Source organism: Algoriella xinjiangensis, from assembly GCF_900115015.1.
Taxonomy (GTDB): Bacteria; Bacteroidota; Bacteroidia; order Flavobacteriales; family Weeksellaceae; genus Empedobacter; species Empedobacter xinjiangensis.
This window is the reverse complement of record NZ_FOUZ01000011.1, coordinates 94,385-120,205: the sequence shown is the minus strand read 5'-3', so window position 1 is coordinate 120,205 and position 25,821 is coordinate 94,385. Positions and strand designations below refer to the sequence as shown.

The window sequence follows — 25,821 nt, the reverse complement described above, 5'->3', positions numbered from 1 at the left end:
ACATAAAATCAAGTAGCTTTATAAGATTCGTTGATCTCCTCTCAAAATTTATTAATTTTTCGAATTAATAGGATTAAATTTGAAATTAATTTCATTCCGGAAATATTTAACTAATATATATGTAACTAATAAACTAAAATAGCAAATAAAACTAATCCAGAAAGTACATTGTAGATTAATAATGATAAAAAACAATGTCATAACAAGTGCTTCTCCAATTAGGTTATATTTATTCATTTTTAAAAATCTATATAACATAATTTCACTTAATATTGAACGTAAAACAATAATAATGACAAGTGTGTATATGGAAAATATAATGCTATCAAACCAAAATAATGCCGTATATGTTAGAGCAATAGAAATTACAAGACTCAGCAAATTAAGTATAAATATTGTTTTCTGTTTTTTCAATACTTTATACATTGTATTATATAAAATCTGAAACTTACCTTCAAATATACATATTGGTAACATCAAGCTTAAATATCTGGTACTTTCATAATAGTTAGGCACAAAATATTTTACAAACTCTACCAATGGGTAATAAAAAAGCATGCAGAAAATAAACAGTAATGTAAGATTATTGTTTATCCAATAAAAAACTAATTTTCGATTTTCATTATTCATTCGTCGAAGTAAAGGAAACAATACAATACCAAGCTGAGAAACAAAAACAATAAATAAAAAAACTAAAGAAATAGAGAAGGAGAGTTTACTAAAAGCAATAATTCCATATTTATTCTCAGTCAACAATCTATTACTCCCTATCAGAAGAGTACTCAGAATATTTGAAAACATTAAAGGTATCCCTATTAGGGCATATTTCCAAAGCATTCTTAAGTTTATTACCCGATAGTTTAAAAATCCTTTCGATTCTACAACAGAGCGGATTTGAAAGACCAGATATAGAATCGAAAAGGTTTTTGCTAATAAATAAACATAAATCAAGACATTAACTTCTATTTTTTTTAGAAAAAATAGAAGAATTAATATTACAATAATAAATATCTTTTCTATAAAAACAGATTTAGAATATACTTCTATTTTATTAGTTGCTAAAAGCACATATGATAGATAAGTCTGTACATTGGCAATAATAATATAGGGAACAATAAATAGCAGAAGATGAAATTTAATAGGATCAGCTGTAGTGACGAATAATCCTAATAAAAATAAAATAGAAACAAGAATCTCGAAAATTAAAAAAAATGAAAGCTGATTGGTAAAATTAAATTGATTAATACGTTCCAATTTTCGCCCTCCCAGCTTCAAATACAATCCATCACAAATACCAAGATGAAAAAAACCGGCATAATTGGAGTATAAAATAAATAATTGCCAATATCCGTAGTTTTCAACATCAAGTACTTTTGTAATTCCCAAAGAAAATATTAAACTTACGATAACTGATAAAATCTGAGCAACAAAAGAAAAAGATAAATTATTTAAAATCGATTTATTCATTATTTACATTAAAATTAAGCAGCCAACTAGATATAGTATATTCATTTATAATATCGCAACTTACAGGATGATAACTTTCAGCCATAAATTGTTGAAGATTTTCAATAGAATCTACATCCAATATGAAAATATTTTTGGGGTCATAAAAATTGTACCGAACAATTTCTTTATTATTCGTAATAATTTTTTTTCCAAAGAATAAGCCTTCCATTATTCTTTGGGTTAAGCCTGTCTGGCCTTCCTGCACAATATCTAATAAAACACGACTTGATTGAATTAAGTCTAAAATTGTTTGATAACTTATTTTTTCTTTATAATCATATTTCACTTTTGAAGTTTGATCTTTTACAATATGAAAATAATATGAAAGCTGGTATTGTTTAAATTCCTTTGACAGATTAATTAATGTCCCTAATCTATCTTTATCCTGCCCTACAAATAAAATATCCTGTTTTAGTACTGATTTTAGTGCTGGTTGTACAAATTCATTAAAATAATAGGTATTATTATAACACAAATTATAACGTTCACAGTCTTTCTTATCAAATGCCCAAACTTCCCAGTTTTTAGAAATTGTTTTGGGTAAAGCAATTTTATCAACGGGGTTCCAGTACCAAAAAATAAACCGTTTATCTTTAAAATGATAAGTATCTATTATTTTAGAAACTCTTTGATTATACTGTGTTGCAGAAAGAATAATTGTTTTATGATTTTGAATATCATTATAAAGATTCTTATTTACCCAAATACTTTTAAAAGGTAAATTGAAATCAAAAAAGATTTTTCGAATTGGTTTTAATATTTTAGGTATAGGCTTATATAAATTATTAACATCTACGTATTTTATATGCTGGTCTACAAATTGTGTTACTCCTAAGAATAAAATTTCTTTCATTAGTTATCAATATTCATAGAGTTATAAAATATTTTTTCCCGTATAGGGTCTTTCTTTTCATCTAAAATTGAATGATATGGAGTATATATATTAAAAAAAACACTGTTTACCTGCGAAAATTTAGTCATATCCCTAGTAAAATATTGTAATTGCATCAGAATAAGTATACATAAACTACCTGCTATTTTATAATAGCTAAATATATATTTATGTTTTCTACGTAATAAAAAATAAAACAAATCAACAGCAAAAATAAGAATCGGAATTGTCAAATAGTTAAGAAACCGATAAACACCAGGAATAAAAGCTGAAAGAATACCTAAAACCAAATATGGCATGACAAATATAGCAAACTCATGGTTTAGTTTTTTTCTCTTATAAATAATGTATATGAATAGTATCGGTATAATTTTTAGAATTTGAGCTAAAATACCTATAAAGTTTATTTCTAGATTTAAATAATTCCTTGATGCAACTTGAGTTATGGATAAAAAACCTAAGTAGTTACTTATTAAATCTCCTATTGGTATGAAATTTATTAACAAAGTAAGTAAAACAAGTATACTAATTTGATATTTCATTTTCATTTCAATTGCAAATAAAGGTAAAACAAAAAGAATAAGTGCAGAACTATGAAATGAATATGCTAGAATGCACAATAAATAATATGCTAACCATTTTTTATTTAATAAATAAGGTATTGAAAGTAAAAAAAAAGAAACTGCCAAAGATTCTCTTAAAACTTCCATGTTAAAATATAGAAAATTAAAAAACAGATAAAAAATAATAGTTAAGAATTTATTAATTGCATATTTCTTTATAAAATAAAAAATCGTTGTATTAATTATTAAAGCGTGGACAAATTGAAAGAAATAAAAACTATCACAAATAGATTTTATAACTGCATTAAAGATAATCCAACCAAAATTATATTGTGAATTTTTAAAATCGTATGAAGATAATTCAGAAAAGTAGGGATAACTATCAAAAATATCGTGATAATGCAATGAATCTCCACCTACTCTATATCTGAATGTACAAACTAACACTAAAAAAACCATGAAGAGATAATAAAAGTATTTCCCTTCATTTTTTTTGGCAGAGTTCATATACTTTAGAAAAAGTAATATAGAAACAATAAATATTATAAAATAAATCACACTAAGCTTGTTAAATAATTTCTAAATTAGTCATATTGGTAAATTTTTTATGTTGTACTTATTTTCTTGTGATGCATTCGGATGATTTATAATTATAGCCAAATAAAAAACTACTATTTATTTACGTTATTTTTACAATCTATTATCGCATTCTTCTAAAATACCTTTTACATCATAGATAACACCACTATCTTTAAGATAGTTGTTCAAATCTATTCCTATAAAATCATTGTGTGCTACAGTTAAAATAATTGCATCATATTTTTGTTCTGGAATTTCATTCACAATATTCATTCCATACTCATGCATCACTTCTACTGGATTTGCCCAAGGATCATATGTAGTTACTTCTAAAGAATAATCTTGTAAAGCTTGAATGACATCAACTGCTTTTGTATTACGAACATCGGGACAGTTTTCTTTGAATGTAATTCCTAAGTTCAACACTTTAGCGCCGTTAACTTTGATATTTTTCTTAATCATTGTTTTCACGACTTGCGAAGCAACATATTCACCCATAGAATCATTCAAACGACGACCAGCTAAAATAATTTCTGGATGATAGCCGTGCTCTTGTGCTTTTTGTGCTAAATAATATGGATCTACACCAATACAGTGTCCTCCTACTAAACCTGGTTTGAAGGGTAAGAAATTCCATTTTGTACCTGCTGCTTCTAAAACAGCATGCGTATCAATCTCTAATAAATTGAAAATTTTTGCTAACTCATTGACAAATGCAATGTTGATGTCTCGTTGTGAATTCTCAATAACTTTAGCCGCTTCTGCCACTTTAATCGTTGGCGCTAAATGTGTTCCAGCAGTAATAACAGATCTATAAATGTCATTTACAATTACGCCAATTTCTGGCGTAGAACCAGAAGTTACTTTTAGTATTTTTTCTACCGTATGTTCTTTATCTCCTGGGTTGATACGCTCTGGTGAATACCCCGCAAAGAAATCTACGTTAAATTTCAACCCTGATACTTTTTCTAATACAGGAATACACTCTTCTTCCGTAACTCCTGGATAAACTGTTGATTCATAAATAACAATATCTCCTTTTGATAAGACTTTCCCTACTGTTTCAGAAGATTTATATAAGGGTGTTAAATCTGGACGATTATGTTTGTCCACTGGTGTTGGCACAGTAACAATATAAATATTCGCTTCTTTTATATCATCTAAATTTGACGAATTATACAATCCTAATGTAGGTGTAGTAAAAGGATTATCTTGTACCAAAACAGCTTGTAAAATATCGTCTTCAACTTCTAAAGTGTGATCCTTACCTTGATTTAGTTCTTCAATTCGTTGTTGATTGATATCAAATCCTACTACAGGATATTTAGTTGCAAATAACCGTGCTAAAGGCAATCCTACATACCCTAAGCCTATAATTGCTATTTTATGCGATGTACTCATTGAGTTTTATTTGTTAGTTTATTTTTTAATTATTTTAAGTTTTCCCAATACCATTTTACCGCTTCTTTCAACCCTTTATCAATCGTATGAGTAGGTTCATAACCTAATAATGTTTTTGCTTTTTCTATAGATGCTAGCGAGTGTGGAATGTCTCCTACACGATTTGGTCCATGAATTGCTTCTACATTTGCAATTTCAGGATCATATTCGCTTAAATATTCACGTAAATAGTTTACTAAATCATTTAAAGTTGTACGATCTCCAACAGCTGTATTATAAACTGTATTAACCGCATTTTCATCTTCTGTGAGCATCGCGCGTTCGTTCATCTGAATCACATTATCAATGTAGGTAAAATCACGTGAGTAATCTCCTGTTCCGTTAATCTTTGGAGATTCGTGATTCATAAATTGTTTTACAAACAATGGAATAACTGCTGCGTACGCTCCATTTGGATCTTGACGACGACCGAACACATTAAAATAACGTAAGCCTATACAAGACAAACCATATGTTTTACTGAAAATATCTGCATATAATTCATTCACATATTTTGTAATTGCATAAGGAGAAAGTGGTTTCCCGATAATATCTTCTACTTTCGGTAAGTTTTCTGAATCTCCATACGTTGATGAAGAGGCTGCATAAACAAAGCGTTTAACACCTGTATCACGAGCAGCAACTAACATATTCAAAAAACCTGAAACGTTCACTTCATTAGAAGTAATTGGATCATTAATAGAACGAGGTACTGATCCTAAAGCTGCCTGATGCAACACATAATCTACATCTTTTACTGCCTTGTGGCAAGTTTCTAAATCACGTATATCACCTTCTATTAATTTATAATTCTGATTTGCAAAAAAAGGTTCTACATTATGACGATGCCCAGTTGCAAAGTTATCTAAACAAGTCACTTTATAGTCTTTACCTAAAAAGTATTCAGTTAAATTAGATCCGATGAACCCTGCACCTCCTGTGATTAATATGTGCTTCATTATGATTTTTTTTATTTTATAATTTTCATCAAATATTCGCCATAGCCACTTTTTTTCAAGGGTTCTGCAATTTTGATTAGTTGTTCTTTATTAATATAGCCCATGCGGTAAGCAACTTCTTCAATTGCTCCAATTTTCATTCCTTGGCGTTCTTCAATTACCTGTACAAACTGACCTGCTTGCATCAACGAATTAATAGTTCCTGTATCTAACCAAGCTGTTCCACGGTTAAAAACACCTACTTTTAATTTACCTTTTTTTAGGTATTCAGCATTAATATCTGTAATTTCTAATTCTCCTCGTGGTGATGGTTTTATATTTTTTGCAATTTCTACCACATCATTATCATAGAAATAAAGACCTGGAACTGCAAAATTTGATTTTGGATTAGTTGGTTTTTCTTCGATAGAAACCACTTCGTTCTTCTCATTAAATTCAACCACACCGTATCGTTCTGGATCATTCACTTGGTAAGCAAAAACTATGCCACCATTTGGATCTGAAGAATCTTGCAACAATTTAGACATACCACTTGCGTAGAAAATATTATCTCCTAAAATTAAGGCAACTTTATCATTACCAATAAATTCTTCCCCTAAAATAAATGCTTGCGCTAAACCGTCTGGGCTTGGTTGTTCTTTATAAGAAAATTTACATCCAATAGTTGAACCATCTCCTAATAATTTTTCGAAATGAGGCAAATCATGTGGAGTAGATATAATCAAAATTTCATTAATCCCTGCTAACATCAATGTCGACAATGGATAATAAATCATTGGTTTATCATACACTGGCATTAACTGTTTGCTAACGGCTAAAGTCAATGGATGCAATCTAGTTCCTGATCCTCCTGCTAATATTATTCCTTTCATTTTTATAGTTTATAGGTGAGATTATTTATTTTTAAATATTTCAAATGATTGTGCTTCTTGATCTTTCTCTGAGATAATCATTTTATCTACAGGAATTCCCCAATCAATATTTAATTCTTTATCCAATGGATTTATACCATCTTCTGAAGCTTTGTTATAGCCATTATCACACTTATAAAAAAACGTTGCTTTTTCTGAAATAACAGAAAATCCATGTAAAAATCCACGAGGAATAAACAATTGTCTTTTATTATCAGCTGATAATTCTACCGCTACAGATTGTCCAAAAGTAGGCGAATCTACACGTGCATCAACAGCAACATCTATAACAGCACCTTCTACAACACGAACTAATTTGGCTTGTGAATGTTCACCAGCTTGCATGTGCAAACCTCTAATTACACCATAAGATGAATTAGATTGATTGTCCTGAACAAAGTTTGGTTTGTATCCTAAAATACCTTCCATTTTGTTTTCGTTATAAGATTCGAAAAAGTAACCTCTTTCATCTTCAAAAACAGTTGGTTCAAGAATAAAACATCCTTTTAATTTTGTTTCTATTGCTTTCATTTTTAGTCGTTATATTGTGTATTGTAGTATTTTTGATAATCACCAGACGTTACATTATCCAACCATTCTTGGTTTTCTAAAAACCAATCGATGGTTTTTGATAAACCTTGTTCAAAAGTTACAGATGGTTTCCAACCTAATTCGTGGTTAATTTTTGTTGCATCAATGGCGTAACGTAAATCATGACCTGGACGATCTTTTACAAAAGTGATTAATTGCTCAGAAGTTCCTACTTCTTTACCCAATTTTTCGTCCATTTGTTTGCATAATTCTTTAACCAAATCAATATTTTTCCATTCGTTGAAGCCTCCTACATTGTAAGATTCTCCATTTTTACCTTCATGAAAAACTAAATCAATCGCTTTCGCATGATCAATTACAAACAACCAATCGCGCGTATATTTTCCATCTCCATAAATCGGAAGTGGATTATTGTTTAAGATATTATGAATACATAACGGAATCAATTTCTCTGGAAAATGATTTGGTCCATAATTATTTGAACAGTTTGTCAAAACAATCGGTAAGCCGTATGTATCGTGGTATGCGCGCACAAAATGATCCGAAGATGCTTTGGATGCCGAATAAGGTGAATGTGGATCGTAAGAAGTTTCTTCAGTAAAAAACCCTTCGTCGCCTAATGCACCAAAAACCTCATCTGTAGAAACATGATGAAAACGTTTTCCTTCGAAATTATCTTTCCAGATTTCTTTCGCAGCATTCAAAAGATTAACCGTTCCGATTACATTTGTCATTACAAATTCTAATGGATTTGTAATCGATCGATCCACGTGAGATTCGGCTGCTAAATGAATAACACCATCTGGTTGATGCTTCTCAAAAACATCAAGTATATGTTTTGCATCAGTAATATCTGCTTTTACAAACTCGTAATTAGAATGACCTTCGATATCTTTTAGGTTTTCTAAATTACCAGCATACGTTAAGGCATCTAAATTGATGATTTTTATTGCAGGGTAGTTGAGCACAAATTCTCTTACAACGTGCGAACCAATAAAACCGGCTCCTCCAGTAATTAAGATTGTTTTCATATTTTTTTAAGTCTCTTTTTATAATCTTTTATTCACAATTTCTTTAGGCAAAACACCTTTTACATCATAAATAACGCCATTCTCTTTCAAAAATTTAGAAAAATTTAAATCTAAAAATTCAGTATGAGAAACGGTTAATACAATAGCATCATATTTTTCGTTCGGAATTTCATTTACAATTGATATATTATACTCATGTTGTACTTCTGATAAATTAGCCCAAGGATCATAAGTTGTCACCTCTAAACCATATTCTTCTAAACCTAGAATAACATCAATCGTTTTTGAGTTTCTTATATCTGGACAATTTTCTTTGAAAGTGATACCCAAATTAAGAACTTTTGCTCCTTTTATTTTGATGTCTTTTTTTATCATCAATTTAATGACTTGTGAAGCAACAAATGCGCCCATCGAGTCATTTAAACGTCTTGCAGCTAAAATCAATTCAGAATAATAACCAATTTCTTGTGCTTTTTGGGCCAAATAAAAAGGATTTACTCCTATGCAATGTCCACCAACTAAACCTGGTTTGAAAGGTAAGAAATTCCACTTTGTACCTGCAGCTTCTAAAACATCATTTGTATCAATATCCATCAGCGAAAAAATCTTTGACAACTCATTAATAAAAGCAATATTAATATCACGTTGAGAATTTTCAATCACTTTAGATGCTTCAGCTACTTTTATACTTGGCGCTAAATGCGTTCCTGCCGTAATTACAGATTTATATAAATCATTAACCAACTCTCCAATTTCTGGCGTAGAACCCGAAGTTACCTTTAATATTTTTTCTACTGTATGCTCCTTATCTCCTGGATTAATACGCTCTGGCGAATATCCTGCAAAAAAATCTACATTAAATTTTAACCCAGATACTTTTTCTAAAACAGGAATACATTCCTCTTCTGTTACTCCTGGATATACTGTAGATTCGTAAATTACAATATCTCCTTTAGACAAAACTTTACCTACCGTTTCTGAAGATTTTCTCAAAGGAGTTAAATCTGGTCTATTATTTTTATCAACCGGCGTTGGTACAGTAACTATATAAATATTAGCTTCTTTTAAATCTTCTAAATTAGATGAACAAAAAAGCGCATTTTCAGAAGTTAAAAGTGGATTTGTGTTAGTTAATACTTCTTTCAAAACCTCATCTTCTACTTCCAAAGTACTATCATTACCTTGATTTAATTCATCAATTCTTATTTGATTGATATCAAAACCAAGTACGGGATATTTTGTTGCAAATAATCGGGCTAAAGGCAAACCTACGTAACCTAATCCTATTATTGTTATTTTTAATTGTTGATTCATTTTTGATAATATTCTTTATACCATTTTACAAAATTAGCAACACCTATTTCTACCGGATAATTTGGTTGATAATCAAATTTATCTTTCAAATCATCAACATTTGCCCAAGTTTGGTTTACATCGCCAGCTTGCATCGGCATCATTTCTAATTGTGCAGTTAAACCAGTCGATTTTTCAATTTCATTGATAAATTTCATCAGTTGTACAGGTTCACTATTTCCTATATTGTATAATTGGTATATTCCTTTTTGGTTTTGATTTTCTATGATTCGCTCTATTCCTTGAATTATATCGTCAATGTACGTAAAATCGCGCGACAAATCGCCGTTATTAAACACTTTTAATGGTTGATTATTCAAGATTGCATCTGTAAACAAAAACATTGCCATATCTGGTCTTCCCCAAGGTCCGTAAACTGTAAAAAAGCGTAAACCGATGGTTTGTATTTGATACAAATGACTGTAAGCATGCGCCATTAATTCGTTTGCTTTTTTGGTTGCTGCATACAAACTAATTGGATTATCTACATTTTGAATTGTTGAAAATGGAACATCAGACGAATTTCCGTAAACACTAGAGCTACTCGCGTATAATAAACGATTAACTTTGGTGTGACGGCAACATTCAAGCAAATTAAGGAATCCCATTAAATTACTTTGTCCGTAAGCCATCGGATTTTCGATACTATAACGCACACCAGCTTGCGCAGCTAAATTAACAACTGTCGAAAATGAATATTGATTGAATAATTGAGGCAATTGTTCTTGATCTTCTAAATTCATGCGATAAAAAATCATTTTATCTTGATGAATCTTCGAGTCTACTTTTTGATTAAACTGTTCGGCATCTTCACGATTAATTCCTAACTCATTTAATCGACCATATTTTAGATCAACCGCATAATAATCATTGATATTGTCTATTCCAACTACACAATATCCTTTTTTTATTAAGCTTTCTGCGAGATGATAACCTATAAAACCCGCTACACCAGTTATAAGTATCTTTTCTATTTGATTAGATTGTGGCAATTTCTATTTATCGTTTTCAGAAGTTGCAACTACTTTTCTTAATCCAGAACTCGAAAAACGATGTGTTCGCTTATTGTAGTAAATCTGGATGTTATTATCCAGACAATATTGCTTCCCATTAAAGTTTTTGTCGCGGTATTCTTCTCCAATTATCCTTACATTAACGGGTAATGCACTCAACAAATCAAACAAATCTTGTTCTGTTTCGTACGGAATAATTTCGTCTACATAACGACAACCTTCTAGTTGTATATAACGCTCGACGATGGATTGAGTTGGATGATTTTTACTTGGATCGACCAATGTAGGGTCGGTATTTAGACCTACGATTAAGTAATCGCATTGTCTTTTTGCTTCTTCAAGCATCATAATATGACCTGCATGCAGCAAATCAAATATACCAAAAGTAATACCTGTAGTCATTTTTATAATTGTAGTTGGAATTGCAAATTTAAGGAATAATATCTTATCAACTCGTGAATATCAAATAAAAAAAGCACTCAAAATATTTGAGTGCTTTTCGTTATATTAATTCTGAGTTTCTTTTTTCTAAATGAGTATAAACGTTTTTTACCTCTTGCGAATATTCTTTTTGCAAAATTAAATTTGCTGTTGGCGTATTTACAAAAATGGTATTTTGTAAACCGACAAAAGATGTATAAATATCTGTCCCAATTACCATGTTTCCATTTCTATCCACATAATGTCCATTCATTACGAAATAATCATACAAAGACTCGAAAGAACCCAAATCATTCCAAACAAATTTTGCAGGAACAACTTTTATCTTTTTACTACGCTCCATTACCGCATAATCAATACTGTTTGAAGGAATTTCTAATGAAAGTGCTTCATCTAATTCTCCATTATTTGAAACTTCCCAAGCAATTTTTGATTGCTCATAAATCTCTTTCTCAAACTTCTTCAACTCTTTCAGTAAAACCTTTGCTTTAAAACAAAACATTCCACTATTCCATAAAAAATTTCCTTGTTCGATAAAGTCTTGAGCAGTGATATGATTAGGTTTTTCGCGAAACGAAAGTACTTTATCTCCTTTATGTTCGATGTATCCATAACCCGTTTCTGGGCGCGTTGGATGAATACCAAATGTTACAATAAAATCATTCTGAGCCAAATCAATTGCATTTTTCATTGCAATTTGATAAGCTTCCATATCTTCAATCAAATGATCTGATGGTGTAACAATTAAAATATCATCATCATCAACAGCTAAGGCAGCAAATGCAATTGCAGCAGCGGTATTTCTTGGTACTGCCTCTACAATTTTCAGATATTCTACATCCAATTTATCTAAAACCTCTTGACTTAAATGATCGTTATCTCTATTTCCAATCACCATTAATTTATCAGCAATTGGGCGATTACGTTGAATTGTTAATTCAAATAAAGATTTATTATCAAACAATGGTAGATATTGTTTTGGATGACTTTTGCGTGACAAAGGCCATAAACGACTTCCTACTCCTCCTGATAATATCACGTTATATATACTCATAAATACTGTAATTCGAACTTGTAAAGTTATTAATTCTATTTTTAATAGCTAACGCTAAAGTTATATTTTTATTTAAGCATAAAAAAATCCCTTCAATTACTTGAAGGGATTTGATTTATTTTATTTTTATGATCTTAAATCATCGAAATACGTAATGTATTTGTAATACCTTTTTCAAAAGCTGGCATTGCATTTAAATTGATGATATAATCACCATAATCTACATAACCTGCATTCTTAGCTAAAATATTAACCTCTGTAACAGTTTGATCTGTAGACGTATCGCGAGGATCATAATTAATCGCTTTTACTCCCCATAATAAATTCACCATACGGTTAATTCGTTTGCTTGGATTGAAAACCAAAATAAATGAATTTGGACGATGAGATGAAATTTGGAACGCTGTATAACCAGAATATGTAAGTGTAGCAATTGCTTGTGCACCTGTGTCTTCTGCCATTTTAGCTGCATTATAACAAACCATATCTGTAACAAAACGTTCGTTTTTTACTTGTGGTTTGTGTTCTGGTACATGTACGTGCTCGTCATCTTCTACAGTTTGAAGAATTTTAGTCATTTTCTCAATAACCTGAATTGGGTACATACCTACAGAAGTTTCTCCAGATAACATTACCGCATCAGCACCATCAAAAACTGCATTCGCAACATCAGAAACCTCTGCACGAGTTGGTGTTAAACTCGAAATCATTGTTTCCATCATTTGTGTTGCAACAATAACTGGTTTACGTGCTAATTTAGCTTTATCAATTAATTGTTTTTGAGCTTTTGGTACGATTTCAAACGGAACCTCAACTCCTAAATCTCCACGAGCAACCATTAATCCGTCAGAAAATTCTAAAATATCATCAATATTTTCTAATGCTTCTGGTTTCTCTATTTTAGAAATAATTGGAATTTTTAATGTTCCATGTTCTTTAATAAATTCTGCTAAATCTCTCACATCTTGTCCAGAACGTACAAAAGATAAAGCAAACCAATCTACTCTATTTTCGATTGCAAAAATTGCATCTTCTTTGTCTTTTTCTGTTAATGCTGGTAAAGAAATATTTGTATTTGGTAAGTTTACTCCTTTTTTAGAACGCAATGGTCCACCTTGTATTGTTTCTGCTTTTACAGTATCAGTACCATTTGTTTCGATAACTTTGAAAATTAATTTTCCGTCATCAATCAAAATGTTTTCGCCAACTTGCACATCTTGCGCAAATCTTTTGTACGTCATAAATACTTTTTCTTTTGTACCTACAACGTCTTCGTTTGTAAAAGTTAAAATATCGCCTTGGTTAATCACGAAATCTTCGTGCTCCATTTTACCAATACGCAATTTTGGTCCTTGTAAATCTGCTAAAATCGCAGTATTGTAACCGTGATCGTTATTTAATTGATGAATTGTATCAATCTTACGTTTCACATCCGGATAATCGGCGTGCGAAAAGTTGATACGGAACACATCGGTTCCTTTTTGCATCATTTCTAATAAAATCTCAGGACTATCAGTTGCAGGTCCTAATGTCGCTACAATCTTTGTCTTTTTAAGATATTGTTTATCGTAAATCATAATTTTTTCCCTTTTTTTTATGCACAATATTTTGTTAGAATACTAATCTATCAGCGGTACTGATTAGGTCAATATCTATTTTTTTTATCACTTTTATAAATTCATTTTCAACAAATGGAAGTTGAAGATTGTGAATATCATCTTCCCAACCTGCTACTTTTACAATGTAATTGCAGTCTTTGTAATTAGGCACAAGTAGTATACTTTCCTTGAAAAGATTTGATAAATCTACTTCATTTTTTTCAGAATCAGATTGATTTGGAGTATTTTTAATGATATGATAATCTAATTTATTCGCTTCATCTATCCATTCGTAAGTTTCGAAATAGTAGGTATGATCGTCTAACCAGATATCCAAATCTTTGATTCGTGTAAAATGAGTAGCATTGGTAGAATTGAGGTGGAAAACAAATTGTGTAGAAGTATCAAAGCTAGAATTTACGCCTATTAGATGAAAATCTATCCAATCTTCGAATAATAGTAATTCTGCCATGTAATTATACTTTTTCTATTTTCTTTTGTAAGGAATAATAAGCGCGTTTAGCGGCGCTTTCTTCTGCTTTCTTTTTAGAAGTTCCTCTTCCTTTGGAAATTACTTTGTCGTTAAGACGAATAACGGATACAAAAACTTGTAAATCTTCAGCATTCTGCTCTTCAAAAGTATTGAATCTTATCGTATTTCTCGATTTTTGACTCCATTCTAATATCAACGATTTGTGACTAGTAATGGTGTGCTCCAAACGATCTAAATCCGCGTAAGGGTCAATAATTTTATCTTGAATAAATTTTTCTACCGCTTTTATTCCTCCATCTACATAAATAGCTCCAACCAAAGCTTCTAACATATCACCATTTACATCTTCGCCCAGATTAGCGTGATTGTTTAATGGCTCTAAATAATCTAAAAGACCAAGTTGTTTTGACACAGCATTTAGCTGCTTGCGTGAGACGATTTTTGATCGCATTTTAGTTAAATAACCTTCTTGCTGATCTGGTGCTTTATAATACAAATGCGTTGCAGCAGAAGCACCAAGTAATGCATCTCCTAAAAACTCTAATCTTTCAAAATTGATACTATTTCCGTTTTCATCTTTTTTTTGGGCCGATCGATGGGTAAATGCTTCTTTAAACACCTCAATATTTCGAGGGTTATAACCCAAAATCGGCTTTAAAAATTTTAAAAACGGATCAGACGATTTTGAATCATCGTTTTGATTTTTAAAAGAAAATAATTTTTTTAAGAAAGACATTACTTATACTTCTTAAATATCACACAAGCATTGTGACCACCAAAACCAAATGTGTTGCTTAATGCATATTCTACATTACGCTCTTTTGGTTTATTAAATGTATAATCAATTTTTGGATCTAGATTTTCATCATCCGTGAAATGATTAATTGTTGGCGGAACAATACTGTTATTCATCGCTCCAATAGTCGAAATTGCTTCAATAATACCCGCAGATCCTAATAAATGACCTGTCATAGATTTTGTTGAATTAATTTGAATATTGTAGGCGTGTTCTCCAAATAATTTTTGAATCGCTTTTGATTCTGCAATATCTCCTAATCCTGTCGAAGTACCGTGCATATTAATATGATCGATATCTTTGATAGTGATATTTGCATCTTCTAAAGCATTTCTCATCACATTAAATGCGCCTAATCCTTCTGGATGTGGTGCCGTTAAATGATGTGCGTCTGCGGACATACCAGTACCTACAAGCTCTCCATAAATGTTAGCTCCTCTTGCAATTGCATGTTCGTATTCTTCAAGAATCATACATCCTCCACCTTCTCCCATTACAAAACCGTCGCGGTCTTTGTCAAATGGTCGAGATGCTGTTTTTGGATCATCGTTTCTTGTAGAAAGTGCATGCATTGAATTGAAACCTCCAATACTTGAAGCTGTAACTGCGGCTTCTGAACCTCCAGCAACAATTGCATCTGCTTTGCCAAGTCTTAACAACATATACGCGTCAATTAACGCATTAGTTGATGAAGCACATGCCGAAACAGTTGTATAATTAGGTCCCATAAGACCAAATTCCATCGAAATATGACCAGGTGTGATATCTGCTATCATCTTAGGGATAAAGAATGGATTGAAACGTGGTATTCCATTTCCTGTAGCAAAATTAGAAACTTCTTCTTCAAAAGTTTTAATTCCACCAATACCAGATCCCCATATAACACCGATACGCTCCTTGTTTACATTTGCATCTTCTAAGATTCCACTGTGTTTAATTGCTTCTCTTGCAGCAATAATTCCCAATTGGGCACAACGGTCAATTTTTCTTGCTTCTTTACGATCAAAGTGGTCTTCAATATTGAAGTTCTTAATCTCACAAGCAAATTGTGTCTTAAAAAGAGTTGCGTCAAAAAGCGTAATAGGCGCAGCGCCACTTACACCATTCATTAATCCGTCCCAAAATTCTTGGTAAGTATTTCCGATTGGTGTTAGCGCGCCTAAACCTGTTACTACTACTCTTTTTAATTCCATATTAATTATAAGGAACTATTACTTGTTTAAGTCTTCGATGTATTTAACAGCTTGACCTACTGTAGAAATTTTCTCAGCTTGATCGTCTGGAATTTGAATATCAAATTCTTTTTCGAATTCCATGATTAATTCTACTGTGTCTAATGAATCAGCTCCTAAATCGTTAGTGAAGCTTGCTTCTAGAGTTACTTCACTCTCATCAACTCCTAATTTATCTACGATAATTGCTTTCACTCTTGATGTAATGTCAGACATAATTTTCTAATTTTAATTGTTGTAAACTAGTGCAAAAATATAAAACTTATATGAAATACAAGCTTTTTTTTATATGCTTGCATAGCAATGGCTAAATATGAGGGTGTTATTTGTTCACGAAAACGTTTAAGTTAATGATATAAGTCAAATTTTTAGCAAATGTTTTTATTGTAATTTTGTGCAAAATTTTTACCTTTAATATTTCATATTTACTATAAAATCACAAAAATGAGTATAGAATTGGCATCTTACGGAATAAAAAATTCCAAAATTAACTATCAATTATCTTCGGAAGAGTTAACCCAAAAGATGGTTGAACTTGGACAAGGAGAAATTACTTCTTCGGGCGCAGTTAACATGTTAACTGGAGAGTTTACAGGTCGTTCGCCTCAAGATCGTTTCATTGTTATGGACGAAATCACTGAAAACAACGTTTGGTGGGACGGAAAAACGAATATTCCTTTCGATTCTGACAAATTTGACGCTTTATACGATAAAGTAGTAGAGCATTTAAGCAACCGCGAAATTTATGTTCGTGATGCTTTTGCTTGTGCTGATGAAGCATACAAAACAAAAATTAGAGCAATTACAGAAACACCTGCTGCTAATTTATTTATTTACAATATGTTTATTCGTCCAACAGAAGAAGAAATTAAAAACTTCGGAGATTCTGAATGGACAATTATAAATGCACCAACTTTTACTGCCGATGCAGATTTAGATGGTACAAGACAACATAATTTCTCAATCTTAAACTTTAAACGTAAAATCGTTTTAAACGGAGGAACTGGTTATACAGGAGAAATGAAAAAAGGTATTTTTTCGGCATTAAACTTTATTATGCCAGTCTTTAAAAATACTTTACCAATGCATTGTTCTGCAAATTCTGGAGAAAACGGAGATACAGCAATGTTTTTCGGATTATCTGGAACAGGTAAAACAACATTATCTGCTGATAAAAACAGACGTTTAATTGGTGATGATGAGCATGGTTGGACTGCAGATGATACTGTTTTTAATTTTGAAGGTGGTTGTTATGCAAAAGTAATTAACTTATCTGCAGAAGGAGAACCAGAAATTTTCGCAGCAATCAAAGATGGTGCGTTATTAGAAAACTGTACTTTAAAACCAGGTACAAACGAAGTTGATTACACTGACGGATCTATAACAGAAAACACACGTGTTTCTTATCCGATTGATTATATCGAAAATATCGCTGTGCCATCTGTAGGAAAAAATCCTAAAAACATTTTCTTCTTATCATTTGATGCGTATGGTGTTTTTCCTCCAATCGCAAAATTAAACCCAGACCAAGCTGCGTATTTATTTATTTCTGGATATACATCAAAAGTTGCTGGTACAGAAGCTGGTGTTACAGAACCACAAACAACATTTTCTACATGTTTCGGTGCGCCATTTATGCCGTTACATCCAACAAAATATGCTGAAATGTTAAGCGAAAAAGTTGAAAAAACTGGTGTTAACGTTTGGTTGATTAATACAGGATGGAATGGTCAGAAAAAACGTATGTCTTTAAAAGATACTCGTGCCGTTATTAATGCTGCATTAAACGGAGATTTAAATAATGTAGAATTCAGAAAAGACCCATTTTTTGGATTCGAAGTTCCGGTTGCAATCGAAAGTGTTGAAACAGACAAATTAAATCCTGCAACTTCTTTTGCTTCACAAGAAGCTTACGAAGAAAATGCAAATGTATTGGCTATAAAATTTAAAGAAAACTTTAAAAAATTCGAAGAATTTGCAACTGCTGATTTATTAGCTGGAGGACCAACTATCTAATTTTTATTAGATTTATAGATACAAAAAACGTCGAACATTGTTCGACGTTTTTTTATTTTGAATATTTTAAAGTAATAAATGGTGCTAAATAAATTCCGAAAGTTTTATTACATACCATAAAATTATTTATCTGTTCAACAAGTATTTTTTTTACAGATTTCTTATCCAAGGAATTAAAAAATCCATTTTTAATTTCTAAGTTATAATCATATTTTTTTCCTAAATCTATATAATCTTCTAAAGGTAGAATTCTTTCCATCCATGACCCAAATTCGGGTTCACAACAGTTATAGGCATCAATTTCTATTTTTTTGAAAGATCTATTTTCTTCATAAAATTTCACATATTCAGGAAGGTCAACATATCTTAATCCTCTCGAATTATTTGCTAAATCATTTAACTCTTCGTCTGTTAAATCATGGTATATTTCAGCTAAATATTTTCTTCTATTTGGTATATTTTCTTCAATTTCATCTTTATTCATCAATTTTCGCAACTGTTTTGCTTTGATAAAATTTTTAGGATTTGATGCTGTTGTAAAAAGCATATTCAAAGAAGAATTTATTAAATGAAAATTGTAAAACATTTCTTCCAGATCAAAAATATGTTCTATTGTATCTGTAGAAATTAGATAATCTATATTCAGATCTTTTTCTTTTATAAATGCTAAAACATCACTAGACGAGCCATGTACATAATAATCAGGTCCAAAACCAATATGTTCTGCAATTTTTTTAATTGTTTGAACTGAATTAATATTGAAATCACAATAAATAACTCGAAATCCTTTCAATTTCAAAAATAAACTTAAAAAACCATGTCCACCTCCAAAATCAATAATCCATTTATTATCAATATCATCATCTTTGATTAAAGTATTGATAGCATAATCAAACATTTGGATATAATAAAAAAAGTTAGGCTTCATCTTCTCGATATAATCTAAATTATGCTCTTCCAAATTCAATGATTTAAAATCTATCGAATCTAGTATTCCAACTAATTGATGAGAAGTTTCTGATGTAAATGTTTGTTTATAAAAAGTGTGCGAATTCATTACATTTTTAGATAAAAATCTTTTGTCAAATTGACATAATCATTTGTATAACGATGACGTTCGATTTCTATTGTAAGTGTATTTTCTTCGATTTCTTTTTGCTCGAGGCTAAATTCTAGCAAAACTCTTTTGATTGGCGAAGTTTCATTCCCCTTAATTAATGTTGTTTTTGATACTTTTAAAGCGTTTTCAGCTGCTATTGCACAAAACTCTAACATTCGATCGTGCGGAATAATAAAACTCGCTAAACCGTCTTTGTTCAATAATTGAGCAGTTTTCTCTAATAAATCAGAAAATGTAAGTGTTTCTTCTTGTCTTGCTTGCTTACGCGCGTCAAATTCATTCAAATCATTTACCGTAAAAAATGGTGGATTACTTACAATCAAATCATATTTTTTATCGGTTTTATAGTCTTGTAAAGAAGTTAAATAAATGGATAAACGATTGTAAAATGGTGTATTTTCGAAATTTTCTTTGGCTTGATAATATGCATTTTCATCAATTTCGATTGCATCGATTTGTGATTCAGGAAATCGTTGCGCCAACATCATTGATATTAATCCAGTTCCAGTTCCAATATCTAAAATCGTATTACCCGAATTGTTAGTTGTCCAAGCGCCAAGTAGAACACCGTCGGTACCAACTTTCATGGCTGTTTTATCTTGAAAAATGGAGAATTGTTTAAACTTAAAAGGTTTTCTATTCATGATATGGAATCAAGATATAAAATGTTGTTCCTACACCAACCTTAGATTCAAAGCGGATTGTACCGTCATAATCATCAATAATTTTTTTGACCATTGGTAAGCCAATTCCCATTCCGCTATTTTTGGTTGTAAATTTTGGAACAAAAATAGAATCTTGCGCCTCTACTGGAATTCCAGAACCGTTATCATTTATTGTGATATGTAGAAAACCATCTGTCAAAACAACATCTACTTTAACTTTTGCAGCATGATCTTTTGGAATAGATTGAAATGCATTTTTGGTAATATTTGTGATAACTCTGTTTAGATATTGTTTATCAAAATGCATTAAAATTACTTCGGGCGAATAATTAAATTCGATATATTCCATCGGGAAAACGTAAAGTGCATTTTTAACAACTTCTATAATATCTACTTTTTCATCATTACGAGTAGGCATTTTTGCAAAGTCAGAAAAAGCCTCGGCAATTGCAGCAATCGTTTCAATTTGTTGCAACAAAATATTTCCGGTACGCATTGTTTTTTCCGTTAAATGCTCGTCATTTGGATCAAACTTTCGCATGTAATTCTGAATCATTAACTTCATTGGTGTTAATGGATTTTTTACTTCGTGCGCTACTTGTCTAGCAAAATCTCGCCAAGCTTCTTCTCTTTCTTGCTTCACAATTAACTCAGATTGTTTTTTTAATTTGAAAAGCATATCGTTATAAGAATCAACTAAAACCTTAATTTCATCGTTTCCATCATAACGAATAGGCATATTGTTTACGATAACTTCGGTTTCGCGAATGCGATCTGCAAACGACCAAATCTGGTTAAGCGTTCGCTTTGTTACAAAATAAACAGCCAACGTTCCAAACAATAAAATAACGCCAAATGCAAGTCCGTAACTACCGATAAGCGTAAACATATCTTCTTGCATAAAATCATCATTAGATTGATATGGAAGGCAGATTACAGCTACGTTTTCGTTATAATAATTTTTGATATAACTGTACGAAGAATACATGGTTCCTTGGTCGCCATTTTCTTTGTGCGTGATGACCAATTCATTAGATGTTCGCAATTTATTTAGAATATCTTGCGGCAAAACATTAAACGTTGATGTTTTAGCTTCGGTTGTTAAAATTTTATTTCCACGCAAATCGTACACCACAATATTAAGCTTGTTGATGTCTGCAATTTGCATTATTTTATCTTCTAATATTATGTGTATATTATCCTTTGTTGCAATACCAGGATAATTATCCATTTCATAATCAATTGCGCTAAGAACAGATTTTTCTTTGCGACGAAGAATATCTTCGTGGTATCGTTTTGTTTGATTATTGAAATGACTTGCAGTAATAACCAATATCGAACCTACCGTAAACAGAAGAATCGTTACCATATAAATGATAATACGAACTGGAAGCGATAAGTTATTTTTTCTTCTAATCATTATTTTTGAAATAATCTTTTGACGTATTTCCCGATTATATCAAATTCAAGGTTCATGGTATCGCCAACTTTTACGCGACTAAGATTTGTAAATTCCCATGTATACGGAATAATTGCGACAGAAAATTGTCCTACTTTACTGTCTACAACTGTTAAACTAATTCCATTTAAACAAATAGAACCTTTTTCTACAGTTACATTTCCTGTCGAAGCTTCGTCATAAGCAACTGTTACTAAAAAACTACCATCTTGGTTATCTATAGAAACTACTTTTCCGGTTTGATCCACGTGTCCTTGAACGATATGACCGTCAATACGACCATTCATAATCAAACATCGTTCTAAATTGATTAAATCATCTTCTTTTAAAGTGTTAAAGTTTGTTTTCAACAAGGTTTCGTCTATTGCAGTAACTTTGTAAAGATCATCTTTAAAATCGACCACAGTTAAGCAAACACCATTGTGCGCCACGCTTTGATCTACTCTTAATTCGTTTACAAAATCAGCTTCAATCCATAAATTTAAGTTAGATTGATCTTTCTCTAACTTAATAATTTTTCCTACCCCTTCTACTATTCCTGTAAACATGATGATATTTTTTGTGAAATTAATGATAAAATTATTTTTATAAAAACGAAAAAGGGATGATTTTGAAATCATCCCTTAAAAAACTCGTTTATAGAGCAAATATTATTCTACTGTAACCGACTTAGCCAAGTTACGTGGTTGATCTACATTTTTATTTAATTTAACAGCCACCCAATACGAGAATAATTGTAATGGAATTGCCGCTAAAATTGGAGAAAATTCTTCTGCCGTTTCTGGAATTACAACAAAATCATCTGCCAAAGCAGTAACTTGCTCATCACCTTCGTTTACAATTGCAATAACTTTGGCACTACGCGATTTAATTTCTTGTACATTAGAAACTACTTTTTCGTAATAACCTTTTTTAGTTGCAATAACGATAACTGGCATATTTTCGTCTAACAATGCAATTGGTCCGTGCTTCATTTCTGCTGCTGGATACCCTTCTGCATGGATATAAGAAATTTCTTTCAATTTTAATGCGCCTTCTAAAGCAGATGGATAATTGTATCCACGTCCTAAATAAATTGCATTTTTATTGTCTTTATATTTTTCTGCAATACGATCAATTACACCTTCACAGTTTTGTAAGATTTTCTCTACTAATTCTGGAATATGGTCTAATTCTCTTGTTAAGTAATGGAATTTTTCTGTTGATAATTCTCCATTATGTTTTCCTAACTTCATTGCAATTAAAGCCAAAATTGTTAATTGAGCTGTAAAAGCTTTAGTTGAAGCAACACCAATTTCTGGACCTGCGTGTGTATAAGCACCAGCATCAGTCATACGTGCGATAGACGAACCTACAACGTTATTAATTCCGAAAATAAATGCTCCTTTTTCTTTTGCTAATTTAAGCGCTGCTAAAGTATCTGCTGTTTCTCCTGATTGAGAAATTGCAATTACAACATCACCTTTTTTGATAATTGGATTACGGTAACGGAACTCAGATGCATACTCAACTTCAACAGGAATACGTGCAAAATCCTCAATCATATATTCTCCAACTAAACCTGCATGGTAAGATGTACCACACGCAACGATAATGATACGTTTAGCGTTTAAGAATTTTTCTTGATGATCCCAAATACCAGCCATTTTGATAACGCCTTCTTCTACTAAAAGACGACCACGCATAGTATCACGAATTGATCTTGGTTGTTCGTTGATTTCTTTTAACATGAAATGCTCGTAACCACCTTTTTCAATCGCTTCGATATTTAATTGTAACTCTTGAATGTCTGGAATTACAGATACATTATCTTGAATTTTACGAACATCAACTTCTTTTCCTAAAGAAATAGTTGCCATTTCGCCATCATCTAAATAAACTGCATCTTTTGTAAACTCAATGAATGGTGAAGCATCAGAAGCAATAAAAAATTCGTTATCACCGATACCAATTGCTAATGGGCTACCTAAGCGACCTACAACAATATGATCTGGATCTTTTTTATCTAAAACTGCGATTGCATAAGCACCGATAACTTCGTTTAAAGCAACACGAACAGCATCCGTTAAGCTTAAATTATTTTCAGATTGAATATACTGTATAAAATTTACTAAAACTTCTGTATCTGTATCACTATAAAATACAAATCCTTTTCCGATTAATAATTGTTTGATAGATTCATAATTTTCGATAATTCCATTATGAACTAAAACAATTTCGTTATTGTTTGACATATGTGGATGCGAATTTACATCGTTTGGCACACCATGTGTTGCCCAACGCGTATGTCCAATTCCAATATGTGGTGTTTTATCTAATGATGCAGATTTTTCTTCTAAATCTGAAACTTTTCCTTTTGTTTTTACTAATTCAAATTCAGAACCAGTTGATAGGACTAAACCAGCACTATCATATCCACGATATTCTAGTCTTTTAAGTCCATTTATAATAATTGGATACGCTTCGCGTGGCCCAATATATCCTACAATTCCACACATATATTTATAGTAATTAAGTTTATTTTATTTTACAGAGTAATATACTAAAAGTTTTAATTTTTTAGCATCAACTTCCGATTTATTTCCGTGTAAAACAATTCGGTAAGGATTATATGCTCTATTATTTTGATATGGATTTGTGCTATTAATTGTTGTAGCGTCAGAAACAGATGTAATAAAATTACCCATTGTAATAATCATCGATTGATTTTCGAATGTATTTCCTTTTTCTACCATACTTTTTAAATGCTTTGTAACATCAATTGTATAAAAATCTGTATCGCCTTTTACCATTGGATTAAAGTGAACAGAATTTGGATAAGCATTATAAAATTCTAATACATCAGAGTATAATTCATTAATAACTTTATTATCTTTCGTATAATTATTCCAAGCAACTATATAAGGTGGTTTCGGAAATTTATGAACATCATTATCAAGGAAAAACTTCAGTTTAGCTCCAATAATAACCATTCCTTTATTTTTTACATCGTTTTTAATTGAATCTAATTGGGCCTGATTAAATTTTAAATTAACCTGACTTCCACTCATTCCGTTTAGGTATAAACGAGCATCACCTTCTATTTTATTAGGACTAGCAACAGCATTACCAAAAGGAGTACCAGCAAAATCATTTTTGATTTGATTAACCAAAGTATTTGAACTATTCACAGCTCCCGTACTCCATTGATTTGTAAAATCAAAGCCATAAGTTGCACTTAAACGTTCTTTATAATCTTTTTCTCCATCTTTTTTATCAGTCGGATTCTTATATGAATAATACATATTAAGACTGATATTACTTGGTTTAAAGTTTACGATAAATCCATTATCTTCATCAACAGAAAATTCAAAACCTTTGATGTTTTCACGAATAAAAGTTGCATAATCTCCTAATAAGCCTGTTTTAGCATTCTTGATTATCTTCTCATTAAAATAATCTTTATCCAATAAAACTTTGTAACCAACAGTTTCTGTATAAATTGAAGTCGTTGCACTTTTAACTTTAACAACTTTGTTCTCTACAGTTGAACCAATTGTAACTGTTCCAATTACAGCTGAATTAGTTGTGATTGGTGACTGTGAACCATCTAATTTTGAAAAATATTTTGTATCTCTAAATAAAGGTGTATTAATATCACGAACTTTAAGTGTCATTTTAAGATCTTTATTACCATATAAAGAATCTACAGCATATTTTGTAGTGATTAAGATTGTATCTTTTTCTTCTGATTTTTTTCCTGGATTACTAAGGTTAATTGTATCTCTAGAAAGCGGATCTTTTGTTGTATTATAAAAAACTGGAACAACTAAATTTACAGAATCAATTTTTGTCTCTTTACCAAAATCTTGGTCACCAATAGAACTTGGTCTAAATTGTGCATAAAATTTAGATGATGTTGAGCCAAATACATTTTCTTTATAAACACCAAATGTACCATTTTGCAAAACAAATCGATCAGATCTAATTGTATCTACAGTGTCATTATAAGCAATTACGTCTAATGATTTTACATTACCATCAGCTTCTCCACCAATTACATTATTACCTAATCCTAAAGCTTCATCTTCACACGAAACAACTGCTCCCATTGCAATTACCATTGCAATAGATACAGACAGAACATTCAAAAAATTTTTCATTAA

Annotated in this window: 24 protein-coding genes; 1 reads left to right on the top strand and 23 read right to left on the bottom strand. The window is 31.1% G+C overall.

The annotated features are described in order from the left end of the window. Window positions 1-51: 51 nt before the first annotated feature. The 17 genes from BM072_RS11590 to BM072_RS11510 all read right to left on the bottom strand — a co-directional run bounded on the left by BM072_RS11590 (window position 52) and on the right by BM072_RS11510 (window position 16,632). The gene (locus tag BM072_RS11590; protein WP_092908835.1) at window positions 52-1,467 is read right to left on the bottom strand and encodes an MATE family efflux transporter; all 1,416 of its coding nucleotides are present in this window, start codon (window positions 1,465-1,467) and stop codon (window positions 52-54) included. Next, on the bottom strand, window positions 1,460-2,362 hold the full coding sequence (locus BM072_RS11585; protein WP_092908834.1) for a WaaS/CpsH family glycosyltransferase: 903 nt from the start codon (window positions 2,360-2,362) through the stop codon (window positions 1,460-1,462). Before BM072_RS11585 ends, BM072_RS11590 begins: the two co-directional genes overlap by 8 nt. Further along, the gene (locus BM072_RS11580; protein ID WP_092908833.1) at window positions 2,362-3,471 is read right to left on the bottom strand and encodes an EpsG family protein; all 1,110 of its coding nucleotides are present in this window, start codon (window positions 3,469-3,471) and stop codon (window positions 2,362-2,364) included. The genes BM072_RS11585 and BM072_RS11580 overlap by 1 nt, the downstream gene beginning before the upstream one ends. A 183-nt stretch (window positions 3,472-3,654) precedes the next feature. Continuing rightward, entirely contained in the window at window positions 3,655-4,944 is a 1,290-nt protein-coding gene (locus tag BM072_RS11575; protein ID WP_092908832.1) for a nucleotide sugar dehydrogenase, read from the bottom strand. 29 nt (window positions 4,945-4,973) lie between these two features. Beyond that, window positions 4,974-5,942 (bottom strand): SDR family oxidoreductase, encoded by a 969-nt coding sequence (locus BM072_RS11570; RefSeq protein ID WP_092908831.1) that lies wholly within the window; start codon window positions 5,940-5,942, stop codon window positions 4,974-4,976. A gap of 11 nt (window positions 5,943-5,953) precedes the next feature. After that, window positions 5,954-6,814, bottom strand: coding sequence for a glucose-1-phosphate thymidylyltransferase RfbA (rfbA, locus tag BM072_RS11565; RefSeq protein ID WP_092908830.1), 861 nt, complete (start codon window positions 6,812-6,814; stop codon window positions 5,954-5,956). 21 nt (window positions 6,815-6,835) lie between these two features. Next, entirely contained in the window at window positions 6,836-7,384 is a 549-nt protein-coding gene (rfbC, locus tag BM072_RS11560; protein ID WP_092908829.1) for a dTDP-4-dehydrorhamnose 3,5-epimerase, read from the bottom strand. Between the two features lie 2 nt (window positions 7,385-7,386). Continuing rightward, on the bottom strand, window positions 7,387-8,436 hold the full coding sequence (gene rfbB / locus BM072_RS11555) for a dTDP-glucose 4,6-dehydratase (protein ID WP_092908828.1): 1,050 nt from the start codon (window positions 8,434-8,436) through the stop codon (window positions 7,387-7,389). A gap of 18 nt (window positions 8,437-8,454) precedes the next feature. Continuing rightward, on the bottom strand, window positions 8,455-9,750 hold the full coding sequence (locus BM072_RS11550) for a nucleotide sugar dehydrogenase (protein ID WP_092908827.1): 1,296 nt from the start codon (window positions 9,748-9,750) through the stop codon (window positions 8,455-8,457). Next, on the bottom strand, window positions 9,747-10,781 hold the full coding sequence (locus tag BM072_RS11545) for an NAD-dependent epimerase/dehydratase family protein (protein ID WP_245752156.1): 1,035 nt from the start codon (window positions 10,779-10,781) through the stop codon (window positions 9,747-9,749). Before BM072_RS11545 ends, BM072_RS11550 begins: the two co-directional genes overlap by 4 nt. Before the next feature lie 3 nt (window positions 10,782-10,784). Continuing rightward, window positions 10,785-11,204, bottom strand: a complete 420-nt coding sequence (locus tag BM072_RS11540) for an adenylyltransferase/cytidyltransferase family protein (RefSeq protein ID WP_092908826.1) — start codon at window positions 11,202-11,204, stop codon at window positions 10,785-10,787. 100 nt (window positions 11,205-11,304) lie between these two features. Further along, window positions 11,305-12,297 carry a mannose-1-phosphate guanylyltransferase gene (locus BM072_RS11535; protein ID WP_092908825.1) on the bottom strand — a complete coding sequence of 331 codons (993 nt, stop codon included), beginning with the start codon at window positions 12,295-12,297 and terminating at the stop codon, window positions 11,305-11,307. Window positions 12,298-12,431: 134 nt separating this feature from the next. Then, a complete protein-coding gene (gene pyk, locus BM072_RS11530) occupies window positions 12,432-13,874 on the bottom strand; it encodes a pyruvate kinase (RefSeq protein ID WP_092908824.1) in 1,443 nt (480 codons plus the stop codon). Window positions 13,875-13,908: 34 nt separating this feature from the next. Continuing rightward, window positions 13,909-14,367 (bottom strand): IPExxxVDY family protein, encoded by a 459-nt coding sequence (locus BM072_RS11525; protein ID WP_092908823.1) that lies wholly within the window; start codon window positions 14,365-14,367, stop codon window positions 13,909-13,911. 4 nt (window positions 14,368-14,371) lie between these two features. Further along, window positions 14,372-15,124 carry a ribonuclease III gene (gene rnc, locus BM072_RS11520; protein WP_092908822.1) on the bottom strand — a complete coding sequence of 251 codons (753 nt, stop codon included), beginning with the start codon at window positions 15,122-15,124 and terminating at the stop codon, window positions 14,372-14,374. Further along, a complete protein-coding gene (gene fabF, locus BM072_RS11515) occupies window positions 15,124-16,377 on the bottom strand; it encodes a beta-ketoacyl-ACP synthase II (protein WP_092908821.1) in 1,254 nt (417 codons plus the stop codon). Before fabF ends, rnc begins: the two co-directional genes overlap by 1 nt. Before the next feature lie 18 nt (window positions 16,378-16,395). Beyond that, on the bottom strand, window positions 16,396-16,632 hold the full coding sequence (locus BM072_RS11510) for an acyl carrier protein (protein WP_019975541.1): 237 nt from the start codon (window positions 16,630-16,632) through the stop codon (window positions 16,396-16,398). A 228-nt stretch (window positions 16,633-16,860) separates the two neighbouring features. Between BM072_RS11510 and pckA the strand changes: the two genes are divergently transcribed. After that, a complete protein-coding gene (pckA, locus tag BM072_RS11505; protein ID WP_092908820.1) occupies window positions 16,861-18,432 on the top strand; it encodes a phosphoenolpyruvate carboxykinase (ATP) in 1,572 nt (523 codons plus the stop codon). A gap of 52 nt (window positions 18,433-18,484) precedes the next feature. Here the strand turns inward: pckA and BM072_RS11500 are convergent, their stop codons facing one another. From BM072_RS11500 to BM072_RS11475, 6 genes are all read right to left on the bottom strand, one after another. Further along, window positions 18,485-19,489 carry a class I SAM-dependent methyltransferase gene (locus BM072_RS11500; RefSeq protein WP_092908819.1) on the bottom strand — a complete coding sequence of 335 codons (1,005 nt, stop codon included), beginning with the start codon at window positions 19,487-19,489 and terminating at the stop codon, window positions 18,485-18,487. Further along, on the bottom strand, window positions 19,489-20,196 hold the full coding sequence (locus BM072_RS11495; RefSeq protein WP_092908818.1) for a tRNA1(Val) (adenine(37)-N6)-methyltransferase: 708 nt from the start codon (window positions 20,194-20,196) through the stop codon (window positions 19,489-19,491). The genes BM072_RS11500 and BM072_RS11495 overlap by 1 nt, the downstream gene beginning before the upstream one ends. Beyond that, window positions 20,189-21,637, bottom strand: coding sequence for a sensor histidine kinase (locus tag BM072_RS11490; protein WP_245752154.1), 1,449 nt, complete (start codon window positions 21,635-21,637; stop codon window positions 20,189-20,191). The genes BM072_RS11495 and BM072_RS11490 overlap by 8 nt, the downstream gene beginning before the upstream one ends. Continuing rightward, on the bottom strand, window positions 21,637-22,224 hold the full coding sequence (locus BM072_RS11485; RefSeq protein ID WP_092908817.1) for a riboflavin synthase: 588 nt from the start codon (window positions 22,222-22,224) through the stop codon (window positions 21,637-21,639). The genes BM072_RS11490 and BM072_RS11485 overlap by 1 nt, the downstream gene beginning before the upstream one ends. 102 nt (window positions 22,225-22,326) lie before the next feature. Further along, window positions 22,327-24,174: a glutamine--fructose-6-phosphate transaminase (isomerizing) gene (glmS, locus tag BM072_RS11480; protein WP_092908816.1), complete on the bottom strand. Its 1,848-nt coding sequence runs from the start codon at window positions 24,172-24,174 to the stop codon at window positions 22,327-22,329. Window positions 24,175-24,198: 24 nt separating this feature from the next. Then, entirely contained in the window at window positions 24,199-25,818 is a 1,620-nt protein-coding gene (locus BM072_RS11475; protein ID WP_092908815.1) for a DUF4270 family protein, read from the bottom strand. Window positions 25,819-25,821 lie beyond the last annotated feature (3 nt).